This is a genomic window from Paenibacillus tarimensis (assembly GCF_021532315.1).
GTDB lineage: Bacteria > Bacillota > Bacilli > Paenibacillales > Paenibacillaceae > Paenibacillus_I > Paenibacillus_I tarimensis.
Genome location: NZ_JAKGAO010000008.1, coordinates 1 through 22,798, shown reverse-complemented (window position 1 = coordinate 22,798; position 22,798 = coordinate 1). Strand labels below are relative to the sequence as shown.

General features: G+C 52.6%; 23 protein-coding genes, 5 tRNA genes and 2 pseudogenes. 7 read left to right on the top strand and 23 right to left on the bottom strand.

All coding sequences use genetic code 11. The features are described 5' to 3' along the window. Positions 1-101: 101 nt before the first annotated feature. From L1N82_RS08700 to L1N82_RS08675, 6 genes are all read right to left on the bottom strand, one after another. Positions 102-500 carry a GNAT family N-acetyltransferase gene (locus L1N82_RS08700; RefSeq protein ID WP_235287000.1) on the bottom strand — a complete coding sequence of 133 codons (399 nt, stop codon included), beginning with the start codon at positions 498-500 and terminating at the stop codon, positions 102-104. A 369-nt stretch (positions 501-869) separates the two neighbouring features. After that, positions 870-1,862, bottom strand: a complete 993-nt coding sequence (nrdF, locus tag L1N82_RS08695; RefSeq protein ID WP_235286999.1) for a class 1b ribonucleoside-diphosphate reductase subunit beta — start codon at positions 1,860-1,862, stop codon at positions 870-872. A gap of 34 nt (positions 1,863-1,896) precedes the next feature. Next, the gene (nrdE, locus tag L1N82_RS08690) at positions 1,897-3,981 is read right to left on the bottom strand and encodes a class 1b ribonucleoside-diphosphate reductase subunit alpha (RefSeq protein ID WP_235286998.1); all 2,085 of its coding nucleotides are present in this window, start codon (positions 3,979-3,981) and stop codon (positions 1,897-1,899) included. Next, positions 3,968-4,327 carry a class Ib ribonucleoside-diphosphate reductase assembly flavoprotein NrdI gene (nrdI, locus tag L1N82_RS08685; protein WP_235286997.1) on the bottom strand — a complete coding sequence of 120 codons (360 nt, stop codon included), beginning with the start codon at positions 4,325-4,327 and terminating at the stop codon, positions 3,968-3,970. Before nrdI ends, nrdE begins: the two co-directional genes overlap by 14 nt. 566 nt (positions 4,328-4,893) lie before the next feature. Continuing rightward, positions 4,894-6,285, bottom strand: coding sequence for a class II fumarate hydratase (gene fumC / locus L1N82_RS08680; protein WP_235286996.1), 1,392 nt, complete (start codon positions 6,283-6,285; stop codon positions 4,894-4,896). Between the two features lie 276 nt (positions 6,286-6,561). After that, a complete protein-coding gene (locus tag L1N82_RS08675; RefSeq protein ID WP_235286995.1) occupies positions 6,562-6,774 on the bottom strand; it encodes a YwbE family protein in 213 nt (70 codons plus the stop codon). Positions 6,775-6,957: 183 nt separating this feature from the next. On the opposite strand from L1N82_RS08675, the gene L1N82_RS08670 reads away from it, so the two are divergent. The 3 genes from L1N82_RS08670 (at position 6,958) to L1N82_RS23215 (ending at position 8,379) form a co-directional block, all read left to right on the top strand. Further along, positions 6,958-7,386 carry a GNAT family N-acetyltransferase gene (locus L1N82_RS08670; RefSeq protein WP_268821893.1) on the top strand — a complete coding sequence of 143 codons (429 nt, stop codon included), beginning with the start codon at positions 6,958-6,960 and terminating at the stop codon, positions 7,384-7,386. A 27-nt stretch (positions 7,387-7,413) separates the two neighbouring features. Further along, positions 7,414-7,899 carry a hypothetical protein gene (locus tag L1N82_RS08665; RefSeq protein ID WP_235286994.1) on the top strand — a complete coding sequence of 162 codons (486 nt, stop codon included), beginning with the start codon at positions 7,414-7,416 and terminating at the stop codon, positions 7,897-7,899. A gap of 168 nt (positions 7,900-8,067) precedes the next feature. Then, positions 8,068-8,379: a DivIVA domain-containing protein gene (locus L1N82_RS23215; RefSeq protein WP_268821892.1), complete on the top strand. Its 312-nt coding sequence runs from the start codon at positions 8,068-8,070 to the stop codon at positions 8,377-8,379. Between the two features lie 116 nt (positions 8,380-8,495). On the opposite strand, the pseudogene L1N82_RS08655 reads toward L1N82_RS23215, so the two are convergent. The 9 genes and pseudogenes from L1N82_RS08655 to L1N82_RS08615 form a co-directional block, all read right to left on the bottom strand. Next, a pseudogene (locus L1N82_RS08655) lies at positions 8,496-9,141 on the bottom strand (NAD(P)-binding protein); the annotation flags it as partial. A gap of 75 nt (positions 9,142-9,216) precedes the next feature. Beyond that, positions 9,217-10,608: an MATE family efflux transporter gene (locus L1N82_RS08650; RefSeq protein WP_235286993.1), complete on the bottom strand. Its 1,392-nt coding sequence runs from the start codon at positions 10,606-10,608 to the stop codon at positions 9,217-9,219. Positions 10,609-10,815: 207 nt separating this feature from the next. Further along, positions 10,816-12,444, bottom strand: coding sequence for a methyl-accepting chemotaxis protein (locus L1N82_RS08645; protein ID WP_235286992.1), 1,629 nt, complete (start codon positions 12,442-12,444; stop codon positions 10,816-10,818). 414 nt (positions 12,445-12,858) lie between these two features. Next, positions 12,859-12,944 (bottom strand) — tRNA-Leu (locus L1N82_RS08640). A gap of 57 nt (positions 12,945-13,001) precedes the next feature. Next, positions 13,002-13,077 (bottom strand) — tRNA-Lys (locus L1N82_RS08635). A gap of 17 nt (positions 13,078-13,094) precedes the next feature. Then, positions 13,095-13,169: transfer RNA gene (locus L1N82_RS08630), tRNA-Glu, on the bottom strand. A 186-nt stretch (positions 13,170-13,355) separates the two neighbouring features. After that, a tRNA-Ser gene (locus L1N82_RS08625) sits at positions 13,356-13,446 on the bottom strand. A gap of 5 nt (positions 13,447-13,451) precedes the next feature. Further along, positions 13,452-13,527, bottom strand: a tRNA-Asn gene (locus L1N82_RS08620). Positions 13,528-13,570: 43 nt separating this feature from the next. Continuing rightward, the gene (locus tag L1N82_RS08615) at positions 13,571-14,050 is read right to left on the bottom strand and encodes a SprT family protein (protein WP_235287021.1); all 480 of its coding nucleotides are present in this window, start codon (positions 14,048-14,050) and stop codon (positions 13,571-13,573) included. A gap of 160 nt (positions 14,051-14,210) precedes the next feature. On the opposite strand from L1N82_RS08615, the gene L1N82_RS08610 reads away from it, so the two are divergent. Together L1N82_RS08610 and cmpA are read left to right on the top strand one after the other, a co-directional pair. After that, positions 14,211-14,564, top strand: a complete 354-nt coding sequence (locus L1N82_RS08610; RefSeq protein WP_235286991.1) for a hydrolase/acyltransferase — start codon at positions 14,211-14,213, stop codon at positions 14,562-14,564. 193 nt (positions 14,565-14,757) lie between these two features. Beyond that, positions 14,758-14,898, top strand: a complete 141-nt coding sequence (gene cmpA, locus L1N82_RS08605) for a cortex morphogenetic protein CmpA (RefSeq protein ID WP_111147872.1) — start codon at positions 14,758-14,760, stop codon at positions 14,896-14,898. A 131-nt stretch (positions 14,899-15,029) separates the two neighbouring features. Here the strand turns inward: cmpA and L1N82_RS08600 are convergent, their stop codons facing one another. The 6 genes from L1N82_RS08600 to L1N82_RS08575 form a co-directional block, all read right to left on the bottom strand. Further along, positions 15,030-15,674 (bottom strand): nitroreductase family protein, encoded by a 645-nt coding sequence (locus L1N82_RS08600; RefSeq protein WP_235286990.1) that lies wholly within the window; start codon positions 15,672-15,674, stop codon positions 15,030-15,032. A gap of 205 nt (positions 15,675-15,879) precedes the next feature. Continuing rightward, the gene (locus L1N82_RS08595) at positions 15,880-16,317 is read right to left on the bottom strand and encodes an RrF2 family transcriptional regulator (RefSeq protein WP_235286989.1); all 438 of its coding nucleotides are present in this window, start codon (positions 16,315-16,317) and stop codon (positions 15,880-15,882) included. A gap of 139 nt (positions 16,318-16,456) precedes the next feature. Beyond that, positions 16,457-18,715 carry a Tex family protein gene (locus L1N82_RS08590; RefSeq protein WP_407946727.1) on the bottom strand — a complete coding sequence of 753 codons (2,259 nt, stop codon included), beginning with the start codon at positions 18,713-18,715 and terminating at the stop codon, positions 16,457-16,459. A 97-nt stretch (positions 18,716-18,812) separates the two neighbouring features. Beyond that, positions 18,813-19,460: an MBL fold metallo-hydrolase gene (locus tag L1N82_RS08585; protein WP_235286987.1), complete on the bottom strand. Its 648-nt coding sequence runs from the start codon at positions 19,458-19,460 to the stop codon at positions 18,813-18,815. A 3-nt stretch (positions 19,461-19,463) separates the two neighbouring features. After that, positions 19,464-20,030, bottom strand: a complete 567-nt coding sequence (locus tag L1N82_RS08580; RefSeq protein WP_235286986.1) for a thioredoxin family protein — start codon at positions 20,028-20,030, stop codon at positions 19,464-19,466. Positions 20,031-20,177: 147 nt separating this feature from the next. After that, positions 20,178-20,786 carry a DedA family protein gene (locus tag L1N82_RS08575; protein ID WP_235286985.1) on the bottom strand — a complete coding sequence of 203 codons (609 nt, stop codon included), beginning with the start codon at positions 20,784-20,786 and terminating at the stop codon, positions 20,178-20,180. Positions 20,787-20,949: 163 nt separating this feature from the next. Here L1N82_RS08575 and L1N82_RS08570 point away from each other — a divergent pair, with 163 nt between their 5' ends. Both L1N82_RS08570 and L1N82_RS08565 read left to right on the top strand, forming a co-directional pair. Beyond that, positions 20,950-21,396: a cupredoxin domain-containing protein gene (locus L1N82_RS08570; RefSeq protein WP_235286984.1), complete on the top strand. Its 447-nt coding sequence runs from the start codon at positions 20,950-20,952 to the stop codon at positions 21,394-21,396. A 57-nt stretch (positions 21,397-21,453) separates the two neighbouring features. Then, the gene (locus L1N82_RS08565; protein ID WP_235286983.1) at positions 21,454-21,765 is read left to right on the top strand and encodes a dehydrogenase; all 312 of its coding nucleotides are present in this window, start codon (positions 21,454-21,456) and stop codon (positions 21,763-21,765) included. A 135-nt stretch (positions 21,766-21,900) separates the two neighbouring features. On the opposite strand, the gene L1N82_RS08560 is transcribed toward L1N82_RS08565, so the two are convergent. Then, positions 21,901-22,260: a hypothetical protein gene (locus tag L1N82_RS08560; RefSeq protein WP_235286982.1), complete on the bottom strand. Its 360-nt coding sequence runs from the start codon at positions 22,258-22,260 to the stop codon at positions 21,901-21,903. Between the two features lie 161 nt (positions 22,261-22,421). Then, positions 22,422-22,798: pseudogene (locus L1N82_RS08555) on the bottom strand (hypothetical protein); the annotation flags it as partial.

The window sequence follows — 22,798 nt, the reverse complement described above, 5'->3', positions numbered from 1 at the left end:
TCCATGTTTGTAAGCGCTGACAATAATATCTAACAACTATTATAACAAAAGGACGCTAGGTTAGCGCCCCCTTTTCCCTAAAGAAGGGGGCGCTGCGGAGATCAGCGGAGACGGCGAATACCGAAGGCATTCTCCAGCTTGTTCAGGCCAACCTTCGGATAATATTCCATGGCCTCGGGGGCCGATAGCAAAATAAGCGAGACCTCTTCTCCAATCTGCTGCCTGATAAGGACCAGCAGTTCTCTTCCTACGCCGCTCTTCTGATAGTCCAGATCTACGGCCAAATCAGACAGATAACAGCAGTAGCAGAAATCCGTCAGCGCCCGGGCAATGCCAACAAGCTTATCATCGTCCCACGCTGTAATGGTCAGATTCGCACCAGCCAGCATCTTCGCGATTCGCTCGGGCTGATCGACAGGACGCTTAATCCCGCTGCTCCTGAATACGCGAATGACATCCTCAGTTTGAACCGCTTCATTAACCTTATATACAATTCCCATAATACTGCCTCCGTTACCTGCCAAATGGCTGTTTATTTTGCTTGATTATAGCAGAATAACGGAGCGTTTAATAGAAGTGCCTTCCTACTTTTTCACAGATTCCGTGTGGAAAATCGGTACGTAAACCGCCTGCATAGCCTGCCGGCAGTGCGGACAAGTATACGCATGAAGCTGCCGTCCGTGCTCCTTGCACATCCACTTTCTATACATGTTTTCCCCCCTTGTCCTTGTCTACTACTTCTACTCTCTCTGCTAGTATGGCCAGCCTGCACAAAAAAACACCTCATCTACGTATATCGGTTCAAACACGATTGTGTTTAACCGTTCTACGTCTATGAGGTATTTAGAATGCAGCTTCAACACATGTGATTACAGATCGAATTTGAAATCATCGTCTGTCAGATACTGCACATTGGTCGTCCGTACATAGCCATTGCCCTTCTTGGAGAAAAAGTCATGCTGCTTCGTCCGGGTGCTGATGCCGTTGAACACGATCGGATTGACCTCCTGCTCCGGGAAGAGCGGGTCAAGCCCGAGGTTCATCAATGCTTTGTTCGCATTATAGCGGACAAAATCCTTCACTTCCTCAGCCAAGCCCAGCGCTGTGTACAGCTCATCCGTGTACAGCTCTTCATTGCGGTGCAGGTATTGGAACAAGCCGTGGAAAGCTTCCAGCGCGTCCTTGCGGTCCTCTGCATCCAGCTCGGCATAAAGCTCCTGTGCGAGCACACCGACGTACAAGCCGTGGATGCTCTCGTCACGGAGAATCAGGTCAATGATCTCGCCACTGCTTGTCATCTTGCCTTGGCCGGCCAGATATAACGGGTAGAAGAAGCCGCTGTAGAACAGATAGCTTTCGAGCAGCACTGATGCGGCCATTGCCAGCCACAGATCCTTAGGTGTCTCAATGTTCTTGTAATATTGTGAGATCGTATCCGCCTTCGTCTGCAGCAGCGGATGATTCTCCACCCAGCGGAATACGCCGTCAATCTCTTCGGTCGAAGCAAGCGTCGTGAAGATGCTGCTGTAGGACTTCGCGTGGATTTGCTCCATCATGCCCATAAATCCGAGCACCGCTTTGCGCTGCAAGCCGTCTACATGCTCCAGTATTTTGGGCATTCCGACGCCTCCCTGGACTGTATCCAGCAGGGTCAGACCGCCCAGTACCTTCATATATAGCTCGCGCTCGGCGTCGTTTAATGTCATCCAGGACATCTTGTCATCCGAGAGCGGAATTTCCTCATCCGTCCAAAACTGCATGATGTTCTGGTTCCAGAACATTGCTGTAAAATCATCATCCGGCCGGTTCCAGTTAACCGCCTTAATTGCGTTTTTGGCGCCTGCCGTTTCCTTGTTGCTCATTCGCTGCGCTCCCCTTCCCTGTTCCGCTCAATAATTATACGGAGCAGCTGATGCACTCTTCTACGGACAACCGGTTCGTACGGGTATAGTAGAGAGATTTCAGCCCTTTCTTGGCCGCATAGATATAGTAGCGGGCAAGCTGTCTGGTCGTCACGTCACTGTTGACATGCAGGACAGTGGAAATTCCCTGATCGACATGACTCTGAATTTCGGCAATCAGATCGATCACCTTGAACTGGTCCATATGATAAGCCGACTTATAGAAGAACATGTTCTCACGGCTCAAGTACGGCATTGGATAATAAGTTGTTGAATTCGCATAGGTCCGGGTTTCAATCTGTTCTACGATCGGCATAACGCTCGAAGTGGCGTTTTGCACATACGAGATGCTCTGTGTTGGCGCAATCGCCAGACGGTAAGCATGGTAAAGGCCATAACGGGCCACCTGATTCTTCAGCTCCGTCCAGTCAGCAGGTGTTGGCACCGGAATACCGTCAAACAGAGCCTTCACACGCTCGGAGGATGGACGGTAATCCGTCTGCTCATAACGCTCGAAGTATTCGCCTGTCGCATAATCCGAACGCTCGAAGCCTTCGAAGACGATGCCTCGCTCACGGGCGATCTCCATGCTTCGTTCGATGGAATGGAAATTCACCATCATGAAGAAGGTCCGGGCAAATGCCTTGGCATCATCGCTGTCATAAGCGATGCCGTTCTTCGCCAGGAAGCCGTGCAGGTTCATGGCGCCAAGCCCGACTGAGTGCAGCTCGCGGTTCGCCTTGGCAACGCCTGGCGCGTTCGCTACGCTCGTCATGTCGCTTACAGCGGTCAGAGCGGTCATGCCTTCATGTACGGACTCACGGATCTTCTTATGCTCCATGACATTGACAATATTAAGCGATGCCAGATTGCAGCTGATATCCTTGCGAATAACGTCCTCGTGGCCGTAATCTCCGATCTCCGAGGTTTCCTGCAGCTGGAAAATCTCTGTGCACAGGTTCGACATCTTGATCGCACCGATCGCCTTAAGGGCGTGTCCCCGGTTCGCATTACTCTTATTCATAATGTACGGATAGCCGGATTCAAGCTGAATCGTAGCGATTTTGACCAGCATATCACGTGCGCTCATAATAACTTTCTTCTTAACCCGGTCATCAGCCAGCAGCGTGTCATACATCTCATCGAGGTTCATATCATCCATATGAATGCCATATGCTTTATGTACCGAGTGAGGCCCGAAGACATGAAGCGGTTCGTTGCGTTCAGCCAATTCATAAAATTTATCCGGCACAATAAGGCCGATCGACAGCGTCTTGAGGCGTGTCTTCTCGTCGGCGTTGATCTTCTTACTGTCCAGAAACTCCATGACGTCCCAGCCGAAAATATTGTAATAGCCCGCACCCGAGCCCTTGCGCTGGCCCATCTGATCCGCATAGGAGAAAGCATCCTCCATCAGCTTCAGGACCGGCATAATGCCTTTAGCAGCACCTTCCACGCCTTTGATCGGCTCGCCGCGTCCCCGCAGCTTGGACAAGTTCACAGCAACACCGCCGCCGATCTTCGACAGCTGCATGCAGGTGCCGAGGACATAATTGATTGAATTGAGCGAGTCGTCCATCTCCAGCAGGAAGCAGGACACCATCTCGCCGCGTCTGCTCTTGCCTGCGTTCAGGAAGGTTGGTGTAGCCGGCTGTACGCGCTGCTCCATCATCGAAGCGGCAAGCGCTCTGGCATGGTCCATATTGCCCCTGGCCAGATGAAGCGCTACGATCGCTACACGGTCCGCATAATGCTCCAGATAGAGCGAACGGTCGTTGCTCTTCACCGCATAATCGGTATAGAATTTCGAAGCCGCCATATAAGACGGGAATTCAAACCGGTAGCTGTGTGTTATATTATAAATTTCCTCCACATCCGCTTCGGAATAGCGGAGGTAAACATCCTCGTAATAATCATTGTCAATCATATATCTGACTTTCTCCGACGTCGATGCAAACCGGATGCTCTTACGCTCCACATCCTCCATGAACGCCTGTACTGCTTCTCTGTCCTTCTCCAATTGGAAGAATCCGTCTTCCCCGCGCTTCATGAGCAGGTTGTTTAATTCAATATGCCGCAACTGCGCTCACCTCCTGAACGAATCGATGTACATCTTGTGTTGTTCCCGCCAGCTCAAACTTGCTGATCACCGGTACATTATATAGCTCGGAGATCCGGTCTGCGCTCTTGGCAAAGCCTTGACCCCAATTGCGGTTGCCGCTGGCCGATACACCTACCAGCCTGCGGTGATTGTGCTTAAGAAAAGACAGAACCCGCTCCGGAGCCTGTCCGAAGCCGGTCGTATACGTAACGAGCACGAAGGGCTCGTCCACATGCATTGCTTCGTCAATTTGAATCGACGGCATGTTCAGTTTTTCGACAAATCTTCTTACATTACCTGTCCTTGAATCATACGCGATAAGCATCTGTCGTCTCTGTCTCCTTCCGTATCCCCTCACGCAAGGCAGCACAAAATCACCCGGCAGCAAGCTGGATCGGCGGTGTACCACTTAGGTCCATAGGGGGCAAGCACTTCGTCTGTATCCCACAGGACAGCTCTGGACTCTACCAATCATACGCTGGGTCTCTATATCCTGTCTATGAAGAGGCAAGGGGCTTTCTTGGTTTTCATTAACCGAGAAAGCGCCATGTCAAAACAATATGTAGTTGATAGATTAAAATTTATATCAATATATTGTGATTGTCAATCCTATATTTCAAAGTTTAATGTTTCTGAAAACTCGCATTTCAGGGGGGAAATCCTATCAAATCCACTCCCAGCAAGCATTTCAAGGCTTGCAAGCGCCTCAATAAATTTCTCTATATGCGGGTGCGGCCTGCCTCACCCGCAAATGGACAAGCAAGCGGCTGCCGGTACATGTCCGACAGCCGCATCCATTACTCGAAATTATTCCCATAATATTATAAAAAGAGGCAACGTTCATATTAACTGATAATATGACAAAAATCGGGAACTCATCCGTTCTCCTGATCAGCCTTCTCCAGGCGCTATCATTCGCTCAGGCTTCACCACCCGATCGAACTCCTCCGCTGTCAGCAGGCCGCTCCTGAGAGCCGCTTCCTTAAGTGTTATGCCCTCCTTGTGGGCGAGCTTTGCGATCATCGCCCCATTCTCGTATCCAATATGGGGATTAAGCGCCGTTACAAGCATTAGCGAGCGTTCCAGATGTGCGGCTATTATCTCCCGGTTCGGTTCCAGTCCTGCTGCACAGTTACGGTTAAAGGAGCGCATAGCGTCGGCAAGCAGACGGACCGATTGCAGGAAATTATAGAGGATGACTGGTTTGAAGACGTTCAGCTCAAAGTTTCCCTGACTGGCCGCAAAGCCGATTGCCGCATCGTTGCCCATCACCTGGCAAACAACCATGGTCATCGCTTCGCTCTGAGTAGGGTTCACCTTGCCGGGCATGATGGAGCTGCCAGGTTCATTGGCCGGTATGGTTAATTCTCCGATGCCGCTTCTTGGACCGCTGGCAAGCCAGCGGATATCGTTGGCAATCTTCATCAGATCGGCAGCGAGCGCCTTGAGTGAGCCGTGTACGAATACCATCTCGTCGTGACTTGTGAGCGCATGGAACTTATTGACCGCAGCCTTGAAGGTCCTGCCCGTCAATTTACTGAGCGCCTCCGCGGTGAGCTCGCCGAATTTCGGGTGCGCATTAATACCTGTACCGACAGCCGTCCCGCCGATTGCCAGCTCCCGCATGAAATCCGAGCTCATCCGGATCATTGTATCGGTTTTGTCCAGCATGCGTCTCCAGCCGCTGATTTCCTGTCCCAGTGTCAACGGCGTCGCATCCTGCAGATGAGTCCGGCCAATTTTGATGATGTCCTTAAATTGCTCGCTCTTGCTGCGAAAGGTTTCCTTTAGCGCCGATAATTCAGGCAGCAGTTCATCCTCCAGCGCGATCAGCCCGGCGACATGCATGACGGTCGGGAAGGTATCATTGGAGCTCTGTGAACGGTTCACGTCATCGTTCGGATGAACGCGCACACTGCTGCCATTCTCAGCCAGCTTCTGGTTTGCCCGGCTCGCGATCACTTCATTCACATTCATATTCGTCTGGGTACCGCTGCCTGTCTGCCAGACGGATAGCGGAAAGTGGTCATCGAGCTTACCTTCTATAATTTCATCCGCGGCTCCAATGATGGCTTGTGCTTTTACCTCATCCAGGAGTCCCAGCTTCATATTCGCCTGCGCTGCGCTCTTCTTCAGCATCGCGAAGGTGCGGATGAATGCGGGCGGCATCTTCTCTGTTCCAATTCGAAAATTTTCCAGGCTTCTCTGTGTTTGTGCCGCCCACAGCTTATCTGCAGGCACCTGAATTTCACCCAGTGTATCCTTCTCCACCCTGTAGTCCATTATTTCTCATCCTCCCACTCATGCCTTCAGATTAGCCCGGCATTCTGTCTTCACTTTATATGATAATGATTCTCAACGTCAACTAAACGAATAAAAGACCCTGTTCACAGGCAGAACCATTGCTTTTGTCGACGGGCTGCTCCGTGACTTAGCAGCTTGTCGAGGGCTAACAGCGAGCAGCGGCTGAACACAATGCGGTGTCCATCATCTCACCCTGCTGTGCCCAGCCGCTCCCCACGTTGTTCCTTTGGGGCAAGATACTGTTGTCCTACCTGATCATGCCTGCTCAGGTGATGACTGCAGGATTGCTTTGACCCTGCCTACCTGGCCGTCTGTCAACCGCACCTTTATCCCATGCGGATGGGTAGCCGAACGTGTCAGAATATCCTTCACCGTCCCGCGTGTAAGCTTACCTGTCCTCTGATCGGCCTTCAGCACGATATCGACCAGGCTTCCGGCCTGCAGCTGTTCTCTGCGCTGTCCGTTCATTTCATTCATCCTCCCTGCGGACCTTAACCATCATTAACCCCAGATTAACCGCTTCATTCATTCTAACCGCTGAAGATGATTCAAATCCAGTTATCGTATATACTTATGTAGAGTTTAATCCTTCGGCACACGCCCAAGGGAAATAAAATACATAACGTTAACTGCCAGCACGCAGAAAGGAAGATGAAAGTGGAAGTAAAGCGTATTACGCTGCCCGAGGACCTGGAGCATGCCTACCGGATCCGCAGGAAGGTGTTTGTCGAGGAACAGGGAGTTGCTGCCGAAGTCGAAATTGATGAGTATGAATCGCAGGCTGATCACATATTGGTATACTATGAGGGTGAGCCTGTCGGGACATCGCGTATTCGGAACGTGGACGGCGTAGCCAAGCTGGAGCGCATCTGCCTGCTTCCCACACACCGCAAGCACGGTCTCGGCAAGCTGCTCGTGTCTGAGCTTGAAGCCATTGCCCGCGAGAAGGGCCTCAAGAAGGCCAAGCTTCACGGACAGGTCCAAGCGAAGGCATTTTACGAGAAGCTCGGCTACACAGCCGTATCCGATGTGTTTATAGAAGAAAATATTCCACACCTGCTCTTCGTCAAGGAACTGTAGACGCCGGCAGATTATATGGAGGCATCTATGCTAACATTCGAACAGAAGCTTGCCATCATGGAATCGTTCCAGGAGCTCCAGAGGAAGGATGTCTCGCTTGGACGGGTCAATTACCAGTATGAAGAGAGCATGTATGACAAGAAAAATGTTGTCTATCACCTTCATCCGAATGGCAACGGATATGTTTATGCCGGACTGCTCACAGGATATGAGACAGATGACAAGGGTTTTTGCAGTATTCGTGATATGAACGAGGAAGAAATCCGAACGCTCGTGGAGAAATCTATCCGATCCCTCTCCGAGCGGGACGAGCCTGCAGCACCAGCGGCTTCACGCAAGCGCAGCAAGCCTGCTAAGGAATCGGAGTGGACAAGCTCGGACGGGCAGAAGCTCACGCTTAGATTCGAAGATGATCTCTGGTATGTTTATGCCGGGCTTAGCCTGGAGTCCGCCTTTGAAACCCACGAGGAAGCGCTCGAGTATTTGCAGGAAGAAGGATTTTCCCCTGCATAAGCGCAAGCTGGATCCGGTACCAACATGACCTGCACCAAAAGCTCCCGTATCCCCGCTAATGCGATGGACACGGGAGCTTTTGTCACAGGCTTACCCTATCAGCGGCAATCTCGAATCCGGACGCCCTGTACATTCGTATATCCATTATAAAGAAGGAGGTTATCTTACATGAACGGTGATATAAAAATAAAGACGCCAAAAGAGTTTGGAATTAAGCTGAATGCACTCGAGATCCACGAGAAGGACTTTCCCACTGTGTTCAGAGGCTATGACGCCGCCGAGGTTGACAATTATCTGGACCAGATTATTAAAGACTATGAAGCCTTTGAAGCCATTATCAACCTGCTGCAGAAGCAGCTTTATCAGGCCCGGCAGAATGCTGTGGTTCGTCCTCCTAAAGCCCCTGAAGCGGATCTCGAGGAGATCATGCAGCGCATCCGTGAGCTTGAGGTCTATTGCTGGGGCAGGGCAAAGGGTTAAAAAAAGCTGGCTCCGGTTATGGCAGCCTTAATGAGCCGGTCAGATACCGGTCGACCTCTTGTGCTGCCTAGCAGCCTTCATTGAACGCCCAGGCCACAAGACTCCGGCCGCGTCGCATATCCCCGGCAGCGAAGACACCCTTCATATTCGCTCTTCGTATTCTGTGTTAGAAAGTCCATCGCCTGGTGGACACCGGCTAGCTCACGACCTTCAATTGGCAGCTCGCGGGCCTTGGGGGCACCAGCACATAACACAACCGCATCATAATCTTCGCGAAGCTGTTCAGCAGCGATATGCTTGCCGATTCAACGCCTGTCCGGAACATTACGCCCTCCGCCGAGAGCAAATCCACACTGAGCTGTGCGACCTACTTATCCAGCTTCATGTTGGGGATGCCGTACATCAGAAGCCCGCCAATACGTTCCGCTCGCTCATAGACCATTACAAGGTGTCCTGCCTTGTGCAGCTGGGCAGCGCAGGCCAGTCCCGCCGATCCTGAGCCGCCAACCGCCACACGGTACCCGGTACGTTTCTCCGGAGGCTCAGGGACAATCCACCCCTCAGCGAACCCTCGTTCCACAGTAGCCTTACCGGGCAGCTTGAAGCCAAGCCGGACAGGATGCTCCCGGTATGACAGTAAGGCTTGCCGCAGTCCATGCAGCAGGTCCCCTGCGCTGGCAGCTTATCCGCGCTAAGGACAGCCCGTTAACTCCTCCAGTGGGCAATACGCTCAAGCGGTTCACGCAGTATAGGTAGTGTAATTTTTCACTACTTAGTGAGGAAGATAAATAAGCCCCGTCAGACGGCTTAAGAAGCCGCATGCGGGGCACGGATAAATCACCTATCAGGTGCAGGCAAAGCGCTCTGTTCGGCCTCTGAGACAAGCCTTGCGGGCTTGGACTGGAGATACAACAGCCGGCTGAACAATCCGACCGCCCCTGCGGCAAGACCTGTGATAAGGCCCACCCAATATCCGAACGCACCCAGATCCGTCAGTCGCGCGAGGGCGATGCCAAGGGGGAGTCCAATCAGCCAATACGAGATAAGAGCCAGCAGGAAGGTCACATTGACATCCTTGTAGCCCCGCAGAGCCCCTTGAATCGGAGCAGCTACCGCATCAGACAGCTGAAAGAAGATTGCATAGATCAGAAAGTGTGCTGTCATCTCCAATACAGCTGCATCCCGTGTATAAATAGCAGCGAGCTCGGTATTATAGCTGAGAAGCAGCACGGAGAAGATCAGAGCCATGCCAAGCCCCATGCCGATCCCGAGAAAACTATACTGTCTAGCATCCCGTGTCCGTCCGGCTCCCACCTCGAAGCCAACCAGAATCGCCAGCGAGTAGGAAATGCTCATCGGGATCATATACAGGAACGAAGCAAAGTTAATGGCCGCCTGATGCGCTGCTATCGTAATCGTGTCATAGGCGCTCATGAACAGCGTGACCACCGCAAATATACTGCTCTCTATAAAAATCGCCATGCCAATCGGCACCCCGATCCGCAGCAGCTCCTTCCAGTCCCTGAACCGTACCTGGAGCTTGCCCGCTGTCAGCCTGTAGACCGTCATCTGGTCGCTGCGTCGGATGAAGCTGACAGCCAGCCCAAGCAGAATCCAGTACGTAATCGAGGTCGCGATACCAGCCCCTACACCACCCATAGCCGGGAAGCCGAGCTTGCCGAAGATGAATAGGTAGTTGAACACGCCATTAATAGGAAGAGACAGCAGGGTAATAATCATCGTAACTCTCGTCTGGCCAAGCGCGTCAATGAAGCAGCGAAGCACATTGTAAACAAATAGCGGCGGGATCCCGAGCGCGATCATGGTCAGATACCCCCAGGCAATCGTCCTGACTTCCAGTTCGAGCGGCATCGCATTCAGTACAGGTGCCAGCGCAATCATACCCGCCGTAATAACTAGTACGGACATGAGCAGAGCGAGGAAAATGCTCTGGACAACGGTAGGCATCACTTCCTTCTTCCGGTGTGCACCAATCAGCTGGGCTGCTATCGGCGTCACGGCCATCAGAATGCCTGTTATCCCCATCTGGACAGGCGACCAGAGGCTTGCTCCGATGGCGATTCCCGCCAGATCATCTGGGCTGACCTGACCGGACATGGCCGTGTCCAGGAAGCTCATGGCGAACATGGCAAGCTGCGTAATAAGCAGCGGGATCAGTATGATGAGCATCTGCTTTATTTTCTGGGGCAAGGTATAGGTTTCGTTCATATACTAAAGGTTCCTTTCAATGCCGGTCTTTACTCGCCGGTGCATGCTCTTGAGTATCTATATAGAAACTACTATCATAGCAGATTTGCCCCGCTTGGTGAATCACAGCTTCCTTATCGGCCGAGCATACAGCATTAAGAACCGCCCGTTGCCAGATGAGGCCGCGGGCGGTTCTTATTAGTTGCTGAGTGCAAGCAGTCGCTTCAACTATACTTTAAATTTCTTAATCTGTTCCTGTAGTTCTTCAGCCGATTGATTCAGCGATTCCGTGGAACTTGCAATTTGTACAACCGCCTCACGCTGGGCTTCATAGCCCGAAACCATAATTGTGCTCTGCTCGTTGGCACGCTTGGCAATTGCGTTCAGTTCATTGACCGAAGCGCTCATTTGCTGGAAACCGGCAGAGGTCTCTTCAGCAGCAGCCGAGATGTCCTGGGTTTGCATGGAGATGTCGGAAGTAGCACTTGTAATACGTCCGAATGCTTCGCCTGCCGTCTGAATGGACCTGCGTCCGCGTTCTACTTCAGTCTGACTCTGTTCCAATGCGGATACGGCTTGCTGGGTATCCTTCTGAATCATTTGAATAATTTCATAGATATGCTCGGAAGATATACTTGTCTGTTCGGCAAGCTTACGGATTTCATTGGCTACAACAGCGAAGCCTTTTCCGTGATCGCCTGCTCTTGCTGCCTCAATGCCCGCATTGAGCGACAGCAGATTAGTCTGCGAGGAGATTGATTTAATAACTTCCACAATCTGATTGATTGTCTTGGAATGCTCGTCCAGCTTGCCCACAGTATCGGCGAATTGAGTCACGGAATCATTAATAGTATCCATCTGGCGGACAGCTTCGCTGAGCAGCTGGTTGCCCTGCTGAGCCTGCTCCTCGGTTGTTGCTGACAGCTCGGCTACAACACTTGTTGTCTCTGAAATACGCATAACGCCAACTGTCATCTCTTCCATTGCAATTGAGGTTTCCTCCAGGCTGCGCATCTGGGTTGATGAGCCGCCTTCAATTGAACGAATGATCTCACCTGATTGTGATATGGATTCGGCTGCCCCATTCGCATGACGGGACAGTATTTGGGAAGATTCGGCCACATGGTCTGTTGTCACCTGGGACGCCTTAATGAAGGCAGCGAGACTAGCGCGCATCGTCTCAAAGTTCGCGCCCAGCCTGCCGATCTCACCCTTGGCTTTTACATTAACCGGATTGCTGAGGTCGCCTCCTGCAATGGTTGTCGATGCAGCGATCAGCCTCTTGACCGGTGTAATGATGGATTGGGTCAGCAGTACAGCTGCTGCCACACAGGCAAACAGAATAGCGAGCTGGAACAATCCGAGCCGCCCGTTAGCCGCTTCGGTCTCATCCATAGACAGTTGGAGCGAGTCTTCGATCTTTTCTAAGTTGCTCGTGCGAAGATCTTCAAGTGACTTGTTGATTTTCCCAACAATTGAACCAACATCCGATTGCTCCGTCATCGTGGTATAAGCCGTATAGTTGTCCCGGATCTCCTGCACTTCCGCAGCAGCATTCGGGTTCAGCGACTCGTATTTCCCAAGCATCTCCACGAACATGTCGTCCAATCTTGCCAGTTCAGCTCCTGCAGTTTCCGGGTCGACAAATTCCGCCCACATTAAAACCCCCTGCATCTGCATCTCGGTCACGGCCTGCTTCAATCCTTGGGCCAGCACTGACGACTCCAGCGTACGTTCATTAATTTCATGCAGCCGCTTCTCCTGCGTGATTGAGGAGTTAATTTGATAAGCATAACTTCCCGCCACCAACAGAATCAAAATACCAAATGCCAAAAACGTTTTAACCCGAATACTCATACAGCACGCCCCTTAATTCGACATTATTCGTCATTTGACAACATAACTGTATATCGGGTTAAGTGCTGCCCTTTTTATAGAGAAGGTGAAATATTCCTTAATATTATGCAAAATAAACAAGCGGAGCGGCTTTCTGGTTCGGCATAGCGAGTCCCGAATCCAGCACCTGGCGCACCAGAATAAGCCCCCTCTTAACTAGTATTAATCCCGTCATTCCTATTCCTTGGTTGCCCCGCCCTTAATCCGTCGACGAGGAAGCGCTGCTGGAAAATAAACAGCATCGTAACCGACAAGGCCACGAGTACCACCTTCAGGGTATTCATGAACCAGACCGGATACTGCATCTTCGAGGCCAGACGAGGTTATTGAACATAAGAAAACCCTATGCATCGCATAGGGTTGGTTTGTTATGTATGGTGCGGTAGAGAGGACTCGAACCTCCACGGGCATACGCCCACTACCCCCTCAAGATAGCGTGTCTGCCATTCCACCACTACCGCACGTGTAGTTATTTGCTCATTACTAATCTATTCCGCTGTTTCTGAGGAGTGAAACAGTGGTGAGCCATGAAGGACTCGAACCTTCGACACCCTGATTAAAAGTCAGGTGCTCTACCAACTGAGCTAATGGCTCTTGCTTAATAATGAAGGTGGTGACCCGTAGGGGATTCGAACCCCTGTTACCTCCGTGAAAGGGAGGTGTCTTAACCCCTTGACCAACGGGCCACATGTCTTGCTTACTTGAAGCAGTTTAGCGTGACAACAGAAACTATTGTATCAGATCCGCTAGATGATTGCAACAACTTTTTTTTCTGATGTCCGCTTACCTTGTCGCTTTCTGTCGAAAACAAGGTGAATCAGGCAAATAAAAAAGACCGTTTCAATCGGCCCTTCTCGTGCCTTACTAAACTATGGCGGAGAGAGAGGGATTCGAACCCTCGCACCACTTGCGCAGTCTAACCCCTTAGCAGAGGGTCCCCTTGAGCCACTTGGGTATCTCTCCATGAATGGCTCCCCGAACAGGACTCGAACCTGTGACAACTCGATTAACAGTCGAGTGCTCTACCAACTGAGCTATCAGGGAACGTTAAATAACTTGTTTCGTCGAAGTGACAAGTAATAATTTATCACGTTTCTTTTTTGGAGTCAAGCCCTTTTAAAATTAATTTCCCGGCACATTTCCCGCACCTGTATTTGCTTGGATTCATGCGCCTTCTTCGCATATATTCCATGCCGCAGCCGGTGCATTTGAGCATATATTTGTAGGGGGCCGGCTTGCGCTGAAGCCGCTCAGGAAGTGACTTGCAGTAGCGGCTTCCCCCCACCTTCTCCAGCAGCAGCTTAAAATCGGAATCCCTGTGGCGGTATCCTCTGCCGAGCAGATGGAGATGATAATGACAGAGCTCATGCTTGATAATTTTCTCAGTCTCTTCTATCCCGTAATTTTCCAGCTGATGCGGACTGATCTCGATATTATGCGACTTCATGAAATATCGGCCTCCGGTTGCCTTTAGCCGCCGGTTAAACGTTGCACGGTGACGGAATGGTATGCCAAAGCTGTCGAGCGATATTTTCTCCACCCATGCCTGCAAGTGATCGTCCGTCATCATCTTAGGTATTCCCTTCTGTAAACCGGTTCATTCAACGGTCTGTTCCTCCTGTAGTTCATTCTGTTGATACTTGAATTTATAAGGGTTCATAAGCTAAACTGTCAAGTAGGTTTCATGTCCGAATTTCATACATACAGAGGGGAGCTCATAAGTCAATATGCCTACTATGAGATACATCATCATGCATTCGGATTCCGGTCTGTCGTTCGTCGAAATGCCGGCCTCCCACGCTTACCAGCTGAGTGCATTAAACTTGCGGCTCCACAAAGAGCTGGACAAGCTGACGGCCAATAACGTGCCCGCCCTTCCCTATGCCGTAGCAGAATGTGCAGAGCTTGAGCTGCATAACAAATCACTCCCGGTAACTAGCGGTCTTGATTACATGAACGAGCTGGAAAAACAGTTTGCCGGCATAGAGGAGAAGTCCTACCCTCTCATCTCACTGCTTACGGAAATCCGTGCCCTGCAGGCCCAGCTTGAGCAGTGGTATGAGGAAGAATTGGAGTTTTAATCGTCCACCGAACGGTTAACAATGTGGCATAGAGTGATTTCATGCAAAAAGAACCAGAATTTGCTGATATTACTGTAAGCATACATAGTTGGCTAACCGTTCCGTAATCGTAAGGTTGCACGGGACCTGCACGGCCAATCGCCTACTTCCATATGCTTATAATACATCAGGATACCGGAGGAGGACGATCGTTATGCCGCAATGGCTTTGCAATCAATTGATGCGCGCATTTCAAAAGAAGGACCAGCGGCAAATCCGGCTGCTGAACGACTGCTGGTTCTTCTACCGCACCAAACCGCAGCCGGATGAAGAGCAGCATATTTCCATGCCCTAATAACGGCAGGCAATCTTCACTATACGAATCCTTGCACACGACAACGGCTAACAGGCTGCCCGGGTACCGTCAGACGACGATCCCCAGGCAGCCTGTCGGCTTTCTGCGCTGCAGCATTTATAGAAGATGATTTAGAATGTATTCCAGGTTGTTACCTCATCAACCGACAGTCTGCTTGTAGGACGTCCCGGTGCAGCAGCCTTGCCAACGGCAATCAGCATGACCGGCACATAAGTTTCCGGTACCGCAAACTCCTTCACAAACTGCTCCGCATTATATCCGCCCATTGGTACGGTATCGAGGCCTCTCGCTTTGGCAGCAAGCATCAGCTGCATGGAGATCAGGCCCCCGTCAATCAAGGCAATGCCTTTTGCAGCTTCCTTCGACAGACCGCCATACATCTGCTCGAGACGCGGCACGAAGTTATTCTTCACATCTTCGGGCATGTAGCCCGCTTCAACAGCACGGCTGTATATCTTATCTGCATTCTTGTAGGCTTCAACATCCCCCAGCACGGCAATAACAGCAGCAGCGTCTACTACCTGCTGTTGATTGTGTGCGATTGGCAGCAGCCTCTCCTTCATTTCCTGCTGATCAATCACCAGAAAACGCCACGGCTGCAGGTTGGACGAAGATGGTGCCAGAATGGCATCATCCAGCAGCGCCTTGATCTCTTCACGTGTCATACGGTAGGAAGGGTCATAGCTGCGAACCGAACGGCGCTCCCGGATCACATCCGAAAATGCCTCAACCTTCTTTAATTGTTCTACGGACATGGTAAACTCCTCCAAATCATTCTTTAATGTGTAATAAATTGCTCAGTTTAAAATAAAAATAATCGCCTGTCCTTATCAGGCTGCTGTCTGTCTAACTGTAATAATATATGCACAGTATAAGGCGGGCAGACCGATTTTGTCAAACCCTCTTATGCTGCTCTACCTTCGAGCCTCCCTGCCGGCCATTCTGCAAAGCCGTTATGTTCTAATCCACCTTAGCCGCCAGGTCTGCGATTGTATAGTTGCCGAGCACCTCCAGCACCTTACGGTCCAGCTCATCCTTAATCTCGTTAAAGGCGGTTTCCAGCTTTTCGCCAAACGGATGATCACCTGCAGCAAGACGCATGCCGCTGCATACGGCTTCCTCCATCTGGAGCGCCTTGTACACCTCGGCCAGCGTCAGATCTTCGGCACGCTTCTTCAGCTTGTATCCGCCGTCTCTGCCTTCCCTCGTCTCCAGAATGTTCTCCTTGGCAAGCTTAGCCATAATCTTACGCAGCAGGGTCGCTTCGGACTGCAGCTTGCGGGCGATATCACAGCTTGGGCTTATTCCTTCCTGTCTGGACAAGACGACCAGTGCTTGCAGCGAAAGCCCGAACCATTTTTGACTGGGAGACGGGTTGGCACATCTGTCTGTCCTCATCTACTCTCCCTCCTCTACCATCCTGTAGCTGAACCACTATCACAAAATTGTACCGTGAAACGCAGCCGGCTATCAAGAGGAAAATGGACTTTTTCCAAGTATACCTAACAGCCCATCTTCCTCTTAATCAGCCTGCCGGCTAGTCCGGCTTGCGCATAGTGAGGCTGACGCGTCCGCGCTTCAAGTCTACGCTCATCACCCAAACGGTCACATTATCCCCCACAGATACGACATCCATCGGGTGCTTGACAAATCGGTCACTCAGCTGCGAAATATGGACGAGCCCGTCATTCTTAACCCCGATATCTACGAAAGCGCCGAAATCAATAACGTTGCGGACTGTACCCTGCAGTTCCATGCCCGGCTTTAAATCCTCCAGCTTAAGCACGTCCGTGTGGAAAATCGGAGGCGGCAGCTCCTCACGGGGATCCCGCCCGGGACGACGCAGGCTGTCCAGTATATCGCGCAGCGTCGGTACCCCAACGCCAAGCTGAGGCGCCACGGCCTCCGGGTCCACCTGCTCCAATCTTTCGTTAAGCTCAGCCGTTCCAAGCATCGAGAGCTCCAGGCGCAGCTCTTTGAACAGCTTATCGACCACATCATACGATTCAGGGTGTATCGGAGTCCGGTCAAGCGGGTTTCGTCCGCCGCTGATCCGGAGGAAGCCGATGCACTGCTCGAATGATTTCGCCCCTAGGCGCGGCACCTTCTGCAGCTGCTTCCGGTCGGTGAATTTGCCGTTCTCCTCGCGGAATTTTACGATATTGCGGGCAATCGTCGCATTCACGCCAGCTACATATGAGAGCAGCGAGGGCGATGCCGTGTTCACATCGACGCCGACATGGTTAACCGCCGACTCGACGACCCCGCCAAGACTTTCCTCAAGGCGCTTCTGGCTGACGTCGTGCTGATACTGTCCAACACCGATCGCCTTCGGTTCAATCTTCACCAGTTCAGCGAGCGGGTCCTGAAGACGCCGCGCAATGGATACCGCGCTCCGTTCGGCGACATCGAGGGACGGGAATTCCTCTGCCGCGAGCTTGGACGCAGAATATACACTTGCCCCTGCTTCGCTGACAATTATATATTTCAACGTTCCGCTTCCCGCCTTGCCTGCCTGCGACCTCCCCGCAATCAGGTCGGCAATGAACTGCTCAGTCTCGCGGGAAGCCGTTCCGTTCCCGATGACAATAAGCTGAACATTGTACTTGTCAATCAGCCCGTTAATAATCCGGCCTGCCTCCTCCACCTTATTGTGCGGAGCAGTTGGATAGGTGACCGCCACTTCCAGCAGCTTGCCGGTATCATCAACGACTGCCAGCTTGCAGCCCGTCCGGAATGCGGGATCTACGCCAAGCACGACCTGACCCTTTACCGGCGGCTGCAGCAGAAGGTTACGCAGGTTAGCGGAGAATATTGTAATGGCATGCTCCTCCGCCTTATCGGTAAGCTCTCCGCGGACCTCACGTTCAATGGAAGGCGCGATCAGACGCTTATAAGCATCTTCGATGACAGTCAGCAGAACCTCCCGTGTCGGAGTCGGCTGGCTGCCCCGAAACACCTGGCGGCCGATATACTCATGTATCCTGTCGACCGGCACCTCGAGAGTCACGCGGAGCACATCCTCCCGTTCAGCCCGGTTAATGGCCAGAATCCGGTGCGGCGGCAGCTTGCGCACAGGCTCCTGGTAGCTGTAATACATCTCGTACACAGATTCCTGCTCGGGATTCTTGACATTGGTATGAAGCAAACCCTGGTCAAAGGTAAAACGGCGGACCCAAACACGGATTTTGGGATCATCCGCTATGTTCTCCGCGATGATATCCATCGCCCCCTGCAGGGCCTCCTCCGCTGTAGCAACCCCCTTAGCCCCGTCAACATAGCGGGCCGCTTCCTGAAGCGGATCGCCCTGCTTCGGCTGCGCGGTTATCCACTGTGCAAGCGGCTCCAGCCCCTTCTCCTTCGCAACACTTGCGCGTGTCTTCCGCTTTTGCCGGTAAGGCCGGTACAGATCCTCGACCTCCTGCAGCTTCGTGGCTTGAACAATCGCTCCGCTGAGTTCATCCGTAAGCTTGCCCTGCTCATCAATGAGCCGGATGACTTCACGCTTGCGGTCCTCCAGATTGCGCAAGTACTGCAGACGCTCCTCGATGGCCCGGAGATCGTTCTCGTCCAGCTCGCCTGTCATCTCCTTGCGGTATCGCGCGATAAACGGAATCGTGTTGCCTTCATCCAGCAAGCTGACAGCTGCCTTGACCTTCGATGCCGGAATACCAAGCTCCGCACTTACCTGCTTTTCGATCCGCTGGCGCTCTTCCGCCTGCTGGGCTGCAGTAAGCCCGCCCTTGCCCGCACCGGCCTGTTCCTCTGCCTGTGTGCCTGCTTTCGGTTCCGTCACGTACATGCACCTTCCTCAGTCTTCTAATAAAAAAAAGTACGGCCAAGCAAGTCAGCCGTATTAAGCCTGTTACATGTTATATAGATATTTATTGCCGTCAGCGCTCCAGCGGACGCACATACGGATTGTTTGCCATTTCAAAGCCGATCGTTGTCTTTGGTCCGTGGCCTGGATAGACCCGGACGTCAGCGTCCAGGGTGTAGAGTATGTGCTGAATGGAATGGAACAGGTCCGCCTCCCGGCCGCCAGGCAGGTCAGTTCTTCCCACCGACTGGCGGAACAGCACGTCACCGGAGAACAGATCGCTGCCGCACAGGAAGCTGACGCTGCCCGGTGAATGGCCTGGCGTATGCATAACCTTAAAGGAGTATCCGATCAGCTCGATAACCTGGCCGTCAGCCAGAGAAAACTCCGCGGGCTCCGCTGTAAGGGGGACCGTGACATCCGACCATCTGGATGATCCGTTCTTGCGCGGATCTGTCAGCCAATCGGCTTCCAGATCGTGGAGGTATACCGGACAGCCAGCTGCCTTGCGCACCTCTTCAACGCCCCCCATATGGTCAAAATGCGCATGCGTCAGAAGAATTGCTTCAACCTTCAGCTCTCTCGACTCGATATGGCGCAGCAGTGATCCCGGATTCATCCCCGGGTCAATAACAATTGCACGACCGGCAGCTTCATCCTTAATCAGATAGGCGTTCGTCTGCAGAGGGCCAAGCGTAAAGGTTTCGATATGAAGTGTCATAGCTTATAACCGGGCGATCAGGTCACGCAGCTCTTGAATGATAACTACCTGGTAGCCGGTGCCTTCCCCGTACCTCCGTCCCATTTCCTCGCGGGCTGCCGCAAGCTTGTCCTGGTAATCCGCCGCATCACGGTCAGGGTTCGACTGCTTGAACGCTGTCATCACTTCCTGAACATGGCTAGGCCGTGGTCCCCACTGTCCCAGCACAGCCCCGCCGGTGTCGGCAAAAATAACAATCGGCACCGCTTCGCCGCCCATGGTCAGAAACTGCTGCATCGTGTCGGGATGCTCTTCCTTGATCAGCACCTCCGTTGGAATGCCGCTGATTTCGAGCGCTCTGAACACGACCGGAATATTTTTCACGACATCGCCGCACCAGTCCGCCATTAAGATCAGACAGCGAAGGTCGTCCCGGTTGTTCAGCGATTCAAAAAATTCCTTGTCCTCCTCATTCGGCCACTCGAAGCCGTTGTAAAGCGAAATGAAGGCATCCTTGTTCTTCATCATATCATCCATGAACCGCTGGGGGCTGATACCCTTATTCAGCTTGTCCGCTACCATTTTAGCCAAGAAGCATCCCTCTTTTCTATTCATCTTCGCAATTGCTACCCATATTGTAGCAAAGTTAGGGCAGGCCCTCAAACCTCCCGGACCAGCCATTGGTCCTCTCAGAGGGGATCAGGGGCCGCCCCGGTTCGTGGCAGGCCTATTAAAGCGTTATAATGACCTTCTGCGTCCTTCTACCTGCTTCCATATAAAATAAACAATCAGAACGCCAAGACCAAGCAGTACAGCCGGCTGTATGTATGGGGCTGCTTGTTCATGAATGGTCGCCCACTGCGAGCCAAGCTTCATGCCAAGATACACGAACAGGATCGTCCAAGGAAGGGAGGCCAGCAGCGTCAGCAGGGTAAACAGCCACAGATTCATTCTAGTGATGCCGGCTGGAATAGAGATCACCTGGCGCATAACCGGAACGAATCTGGCGGTGAAGACGATTCCCGCGCCATATTTCTGAAACCACTGCTCGGCGATGTCCATATGCTTAGGCTTGATCTTAATATACTTGCCGAACCGGTCAAGGAACGGTCTCCCGCCGAACCGGCCGATGCCATACAGAATCCACTGCTGCAGCACAGCCCCAAGCGTTCCGATCACAACCGCACCGGTGAATGTAAGCTGCTGCTGGGAAACAAGGAAGCCGCCATAGCCAAGAACAATTTCACTAGGAATCACTTCAACGGCCAGCCCAATGAGAATGCCCAAATAACCGAGATCCTGTATCCACCGCATCAGCATTCCAATTAATTCCGACAGCCAATCCATAACATCCATCCCCCCGTTTCAATCCCCATAATTCAATCATAAAACCTGCTCCCCCCGCCGCTGGCATCAGGCTGCAGGCATATGCCGGTAAGCCACCGCATAAATTGCTGTAGATGGCTCTGTCCAAGCCTGCAGTAGATTCTATGAAACCGAGGTGTTGTTCATGTCCAGAATATTGGTTGTCAGCCGAAAACAAATCCGTCTGGCCGCCGTGCTTGCAATTGCCATTGTGCTCGCCGCCGCCTATCTGCGGTGGGATCAGCTAGAAGCCGCAAACTCCGTTCCCGCTGGCGAGAGGGTATTCCATCTCGTAACGGAGGAGGTCAAGAGCACAGATGCACACGGCAAGGAGGTTGATGTATACCGCTGGGACCCCGGAACACTGGTCGTTCATCAGGGCGAGCAGGTCAGGCTGGAGATTACCGGCATTAAAGGTGAGAGCCACCCGTTCGTAATCGAAGGGCTCGGCATCCGCGGTGAGGTCCTTAAGGGGGAAACGACGACGGTCACATTCACTGCCGACAAGAAGGGCTCTTACCCGATTCTGTGCCTCACGCATACCAGTGACCATCAGAGCAGTCCTATGGTAGCCTATTTGACGGTTATCTAAAATGTGGCCTTCCTCTGGCCTCACGCATACATATGGGGTAGAGGAGGGCTTGCGAACATGAACAATCAGCAAGGCAAGCATAACGCCGGTTATCCGACAGCCCGCAAAATCCGCCGGACATGCAGCATGGAGCTGTACCGCACCGCCAAAAGGCTCAAAACCTGGATTGCACCGGATAAGCTGGAGGCCGCAGAGAAGCTTTATTATAAAAAGGTAATCGGCAATCTGATCTGGATCTCCGAGCGCCAGAGCAACCGCAAGGAGCTGGCCGACTGGTGGGCTGAGCAGGTATGCCCCGAAATCGCCGAGCTCTGGGAAGTAGATCCCGCCAGGCTTGAGCAGGCATTCAGGAATTCCTTCGGCGGCTGAATAGTGCCTGCCTGGCAATGAATGCCCCGGGACAGCACCCAAAAAAAAAAGCTGTACTCCTCCCCTGCCTGTTGGCACAAGGGACGAGTACAGCTTGCTGTGCTTCCTGATGCTTGCTGCATATCGGAGAGACTGCTAACCGATAATCGAATAGGTTTGCACACCTGCCGGGATTGTACGCTGCCGGAATTGAACGCCGTTCTGATCAATAACGCGAATGGTATAAGTTACGTCCGTCAATGTCGGTACACGGCTGAAGCGCACAACGCCGAAGCGGTCAAAGGCCGCAGTCTGAACAATCCGGTTACCTTGGTACAACCGGGCAAAGAAGCCGGTTGTGTCAAACGGCACACCGTTCTGCTGCACCCAGGATACAGTCAGCCGTATGAAGGTCGGTCCGGTTGCGGAGACCAATCTGCTGCCAACCGCTCTGCGGCGGATTACCTTGCCGCCTTTGCTTGCCATTTGCTTCGGTTTCACGCGTTTTACTGCCATTGCTGTCACACTCCTCTCTTATTCTCTATTAGACTATGCGTCCACAGAGTAAGAGACACGGACAAAGCACCCTGGCAATCCGACCAAATTGTCAAACATACTTGAAGTCAGACCGAAGCAACGGGCAAGCAGACGATCATGTTACGCTCATAGCGGGAGGCTCACAGTCCGGAAGTGCCGCCTGCCGGCAGCTGCTGCAGCAGCTGCCGGCAGCGGCGGGCCGCTTCGGCCGCTTCCTCAGTCATCTCAAAATCGCGGTCGTTCACCCGTACCCGCGACTCCCGAAGCTGCCGGACAAGCGCCTCGTACCCGGCATAGCTGCGCAACGCCGCCTCAGCCGTGCGGCGTGCGCTGTCCCACTGGCCGGCGGCCTGCTGCCGGTCCGCCAGGCCCGTTAGCAGCGCGACCGCCTCCGTCTGCTTCGCCTTGTCGAAGCGGTCGCGCTGCAGCGCAAGCCGCATATAGGCGGCGGCTTGCGCTGCTTCACCGAGCTCGGCGTGCGTGCGCCCGAGCTCCCACAGAAGCGGAGCGGACTGCG

Bases quoted from the DNA above. Each gene is read 5' to 3' on its own strand.
- L1N82_RS08700 (WP_235287000.1), bottom strand. From the start codon at position 500: ATGGGAATTGTATATAAGGTTAATGAAGCGGTTCAAACTGAGGATGTC.
- nrdF (WP_235286999.1), bottom strand. From the start codon at position 1,862: ATGAGCAACAAGGAAACGGCAGGCGCCAAAAACGCAATTAAGGCGGTT.
- nrdI (WP_235286997.1), bottom strand. From the start codon at position 4,327: ATGCTTATCGCGTATGATTCAAGGACAGGTAATGTAAGAAGATTTGTC.
- fumC (WP_235286996.1), bottom strand. From the start codon at position 6,285: ATGGACTACAGGGTGGAGAAGGATACACTGGGTGAAATTCAGGTGCCT.
- L1N82_RS08675 (WP_235286995.1), bottom strand. From the start codon at position 6,774: ATGAACGGACAGCGCAGAGAACAGCTGCAGGCCGGAAGCCTGGTCGAT.
- L1N82_RS08670 (WP_268821893.1), top strand. From the start codon at position 6,958: ATGAAAGTGGAAGTAAAGCGTATTACGCTGCCCGAGGACCTGGAGCAT.
- L1N82_RS08665 (WP_235286994.1), top strand. From the start codon at position 7,414: ATGCTAACATTCGAACAGAAGCTTGCCATCATGGAATCGTTCCAGGAG.
- L1N82_RS23215 (WP_268821892.1), top strand. From the start codon at position 8,068: ATGAACGGTGATATAAAAATAAAGACGCCAAAAGAGTTTGGAATTAAG.
- L1N82_RS08650 (WP_235286993.1), bottom strand. From the start codon at position 10,608: ATGAACGAAACCTATACCTTGCCCCAGAAAATAAAGCAGATGCTCATC.
- L1N82_RS08645 (WP_235286992.1), bottom strand. From the start codon at position 12,444: ATGAGTATTCGGGTTAAAACGTTTTTGGCATTTGGTATTTTGATTCTG.
- L1N82_RS08615 (WP_235287021.1), bottom strand. From the start codon at position 14,050: ATGACGGACGATCACTTGCAGGCATGGGTGGAGAAAATATCGCTCGAC.
- L1N82_RS08610 (WP_235286991.1), top strand. From the start codon at position 14,211: ATGCCTACTATGAGATACATCATCATGCATTCGGATTCCGGTCTGTCG.
- cmpA (WP_111147872.1), top strand. From the start codon at position 14,758: ATGCCGCAATGGCTTTGCAATCAATTGATGCGCGCATTTCAAAAGAAG.
- L1N82_RS08600 (WP_235286990.1), bottom strand. From the start codon at position 15,674: ATGTCCGTAGAACAATTAAAGAAGGTTGAGGCATTTTCGGATGTGATC.
- L1N82_RS08595 (WP_235286989.1), bottom strand. From the start codon at position 16,317: ATGAGGACAGACAGATGTGCCAACCCGTCTCCCAGTCAAAAATGGTTC.
- L1N82_RS08585 (WP_235286987.1), bottom strand. From the start codon at position 19,460: ATGACACTTCATATCGAAACCTTTACGCTTGGCCCTCTGCAGACGAAC.
- L1N82_RS08575 (WP_235286985.1), bottom strand. From the start codon at position 20,786: ATGGATTGGCTGTCGGAATTAATTGGAATGCTGATGCGGTGGATACAG.
- L1N82_RS08570 (WP_235286984.1), top strand. From the start codon at position 20,950: ATGTCCAGAATATTGGTTGTCAGCCGAAAACAAATCCGTCTGGCCGCC.
- L1N82_RS08565 (WP_235286983.1), top strand. From the start codon at position 21,454: ATGAACAATCAGCAAGGCAAGCATAACGCCGGTTATCCGACAGCCCGC.
- L1N82_RS08560 (WP_235286982.1), bottom strand. From the start codon at position 22,260: ATGGCAGTAAAACGCGTGAAACCGAAGCAAATGGCAAGCAAAGGCGGC.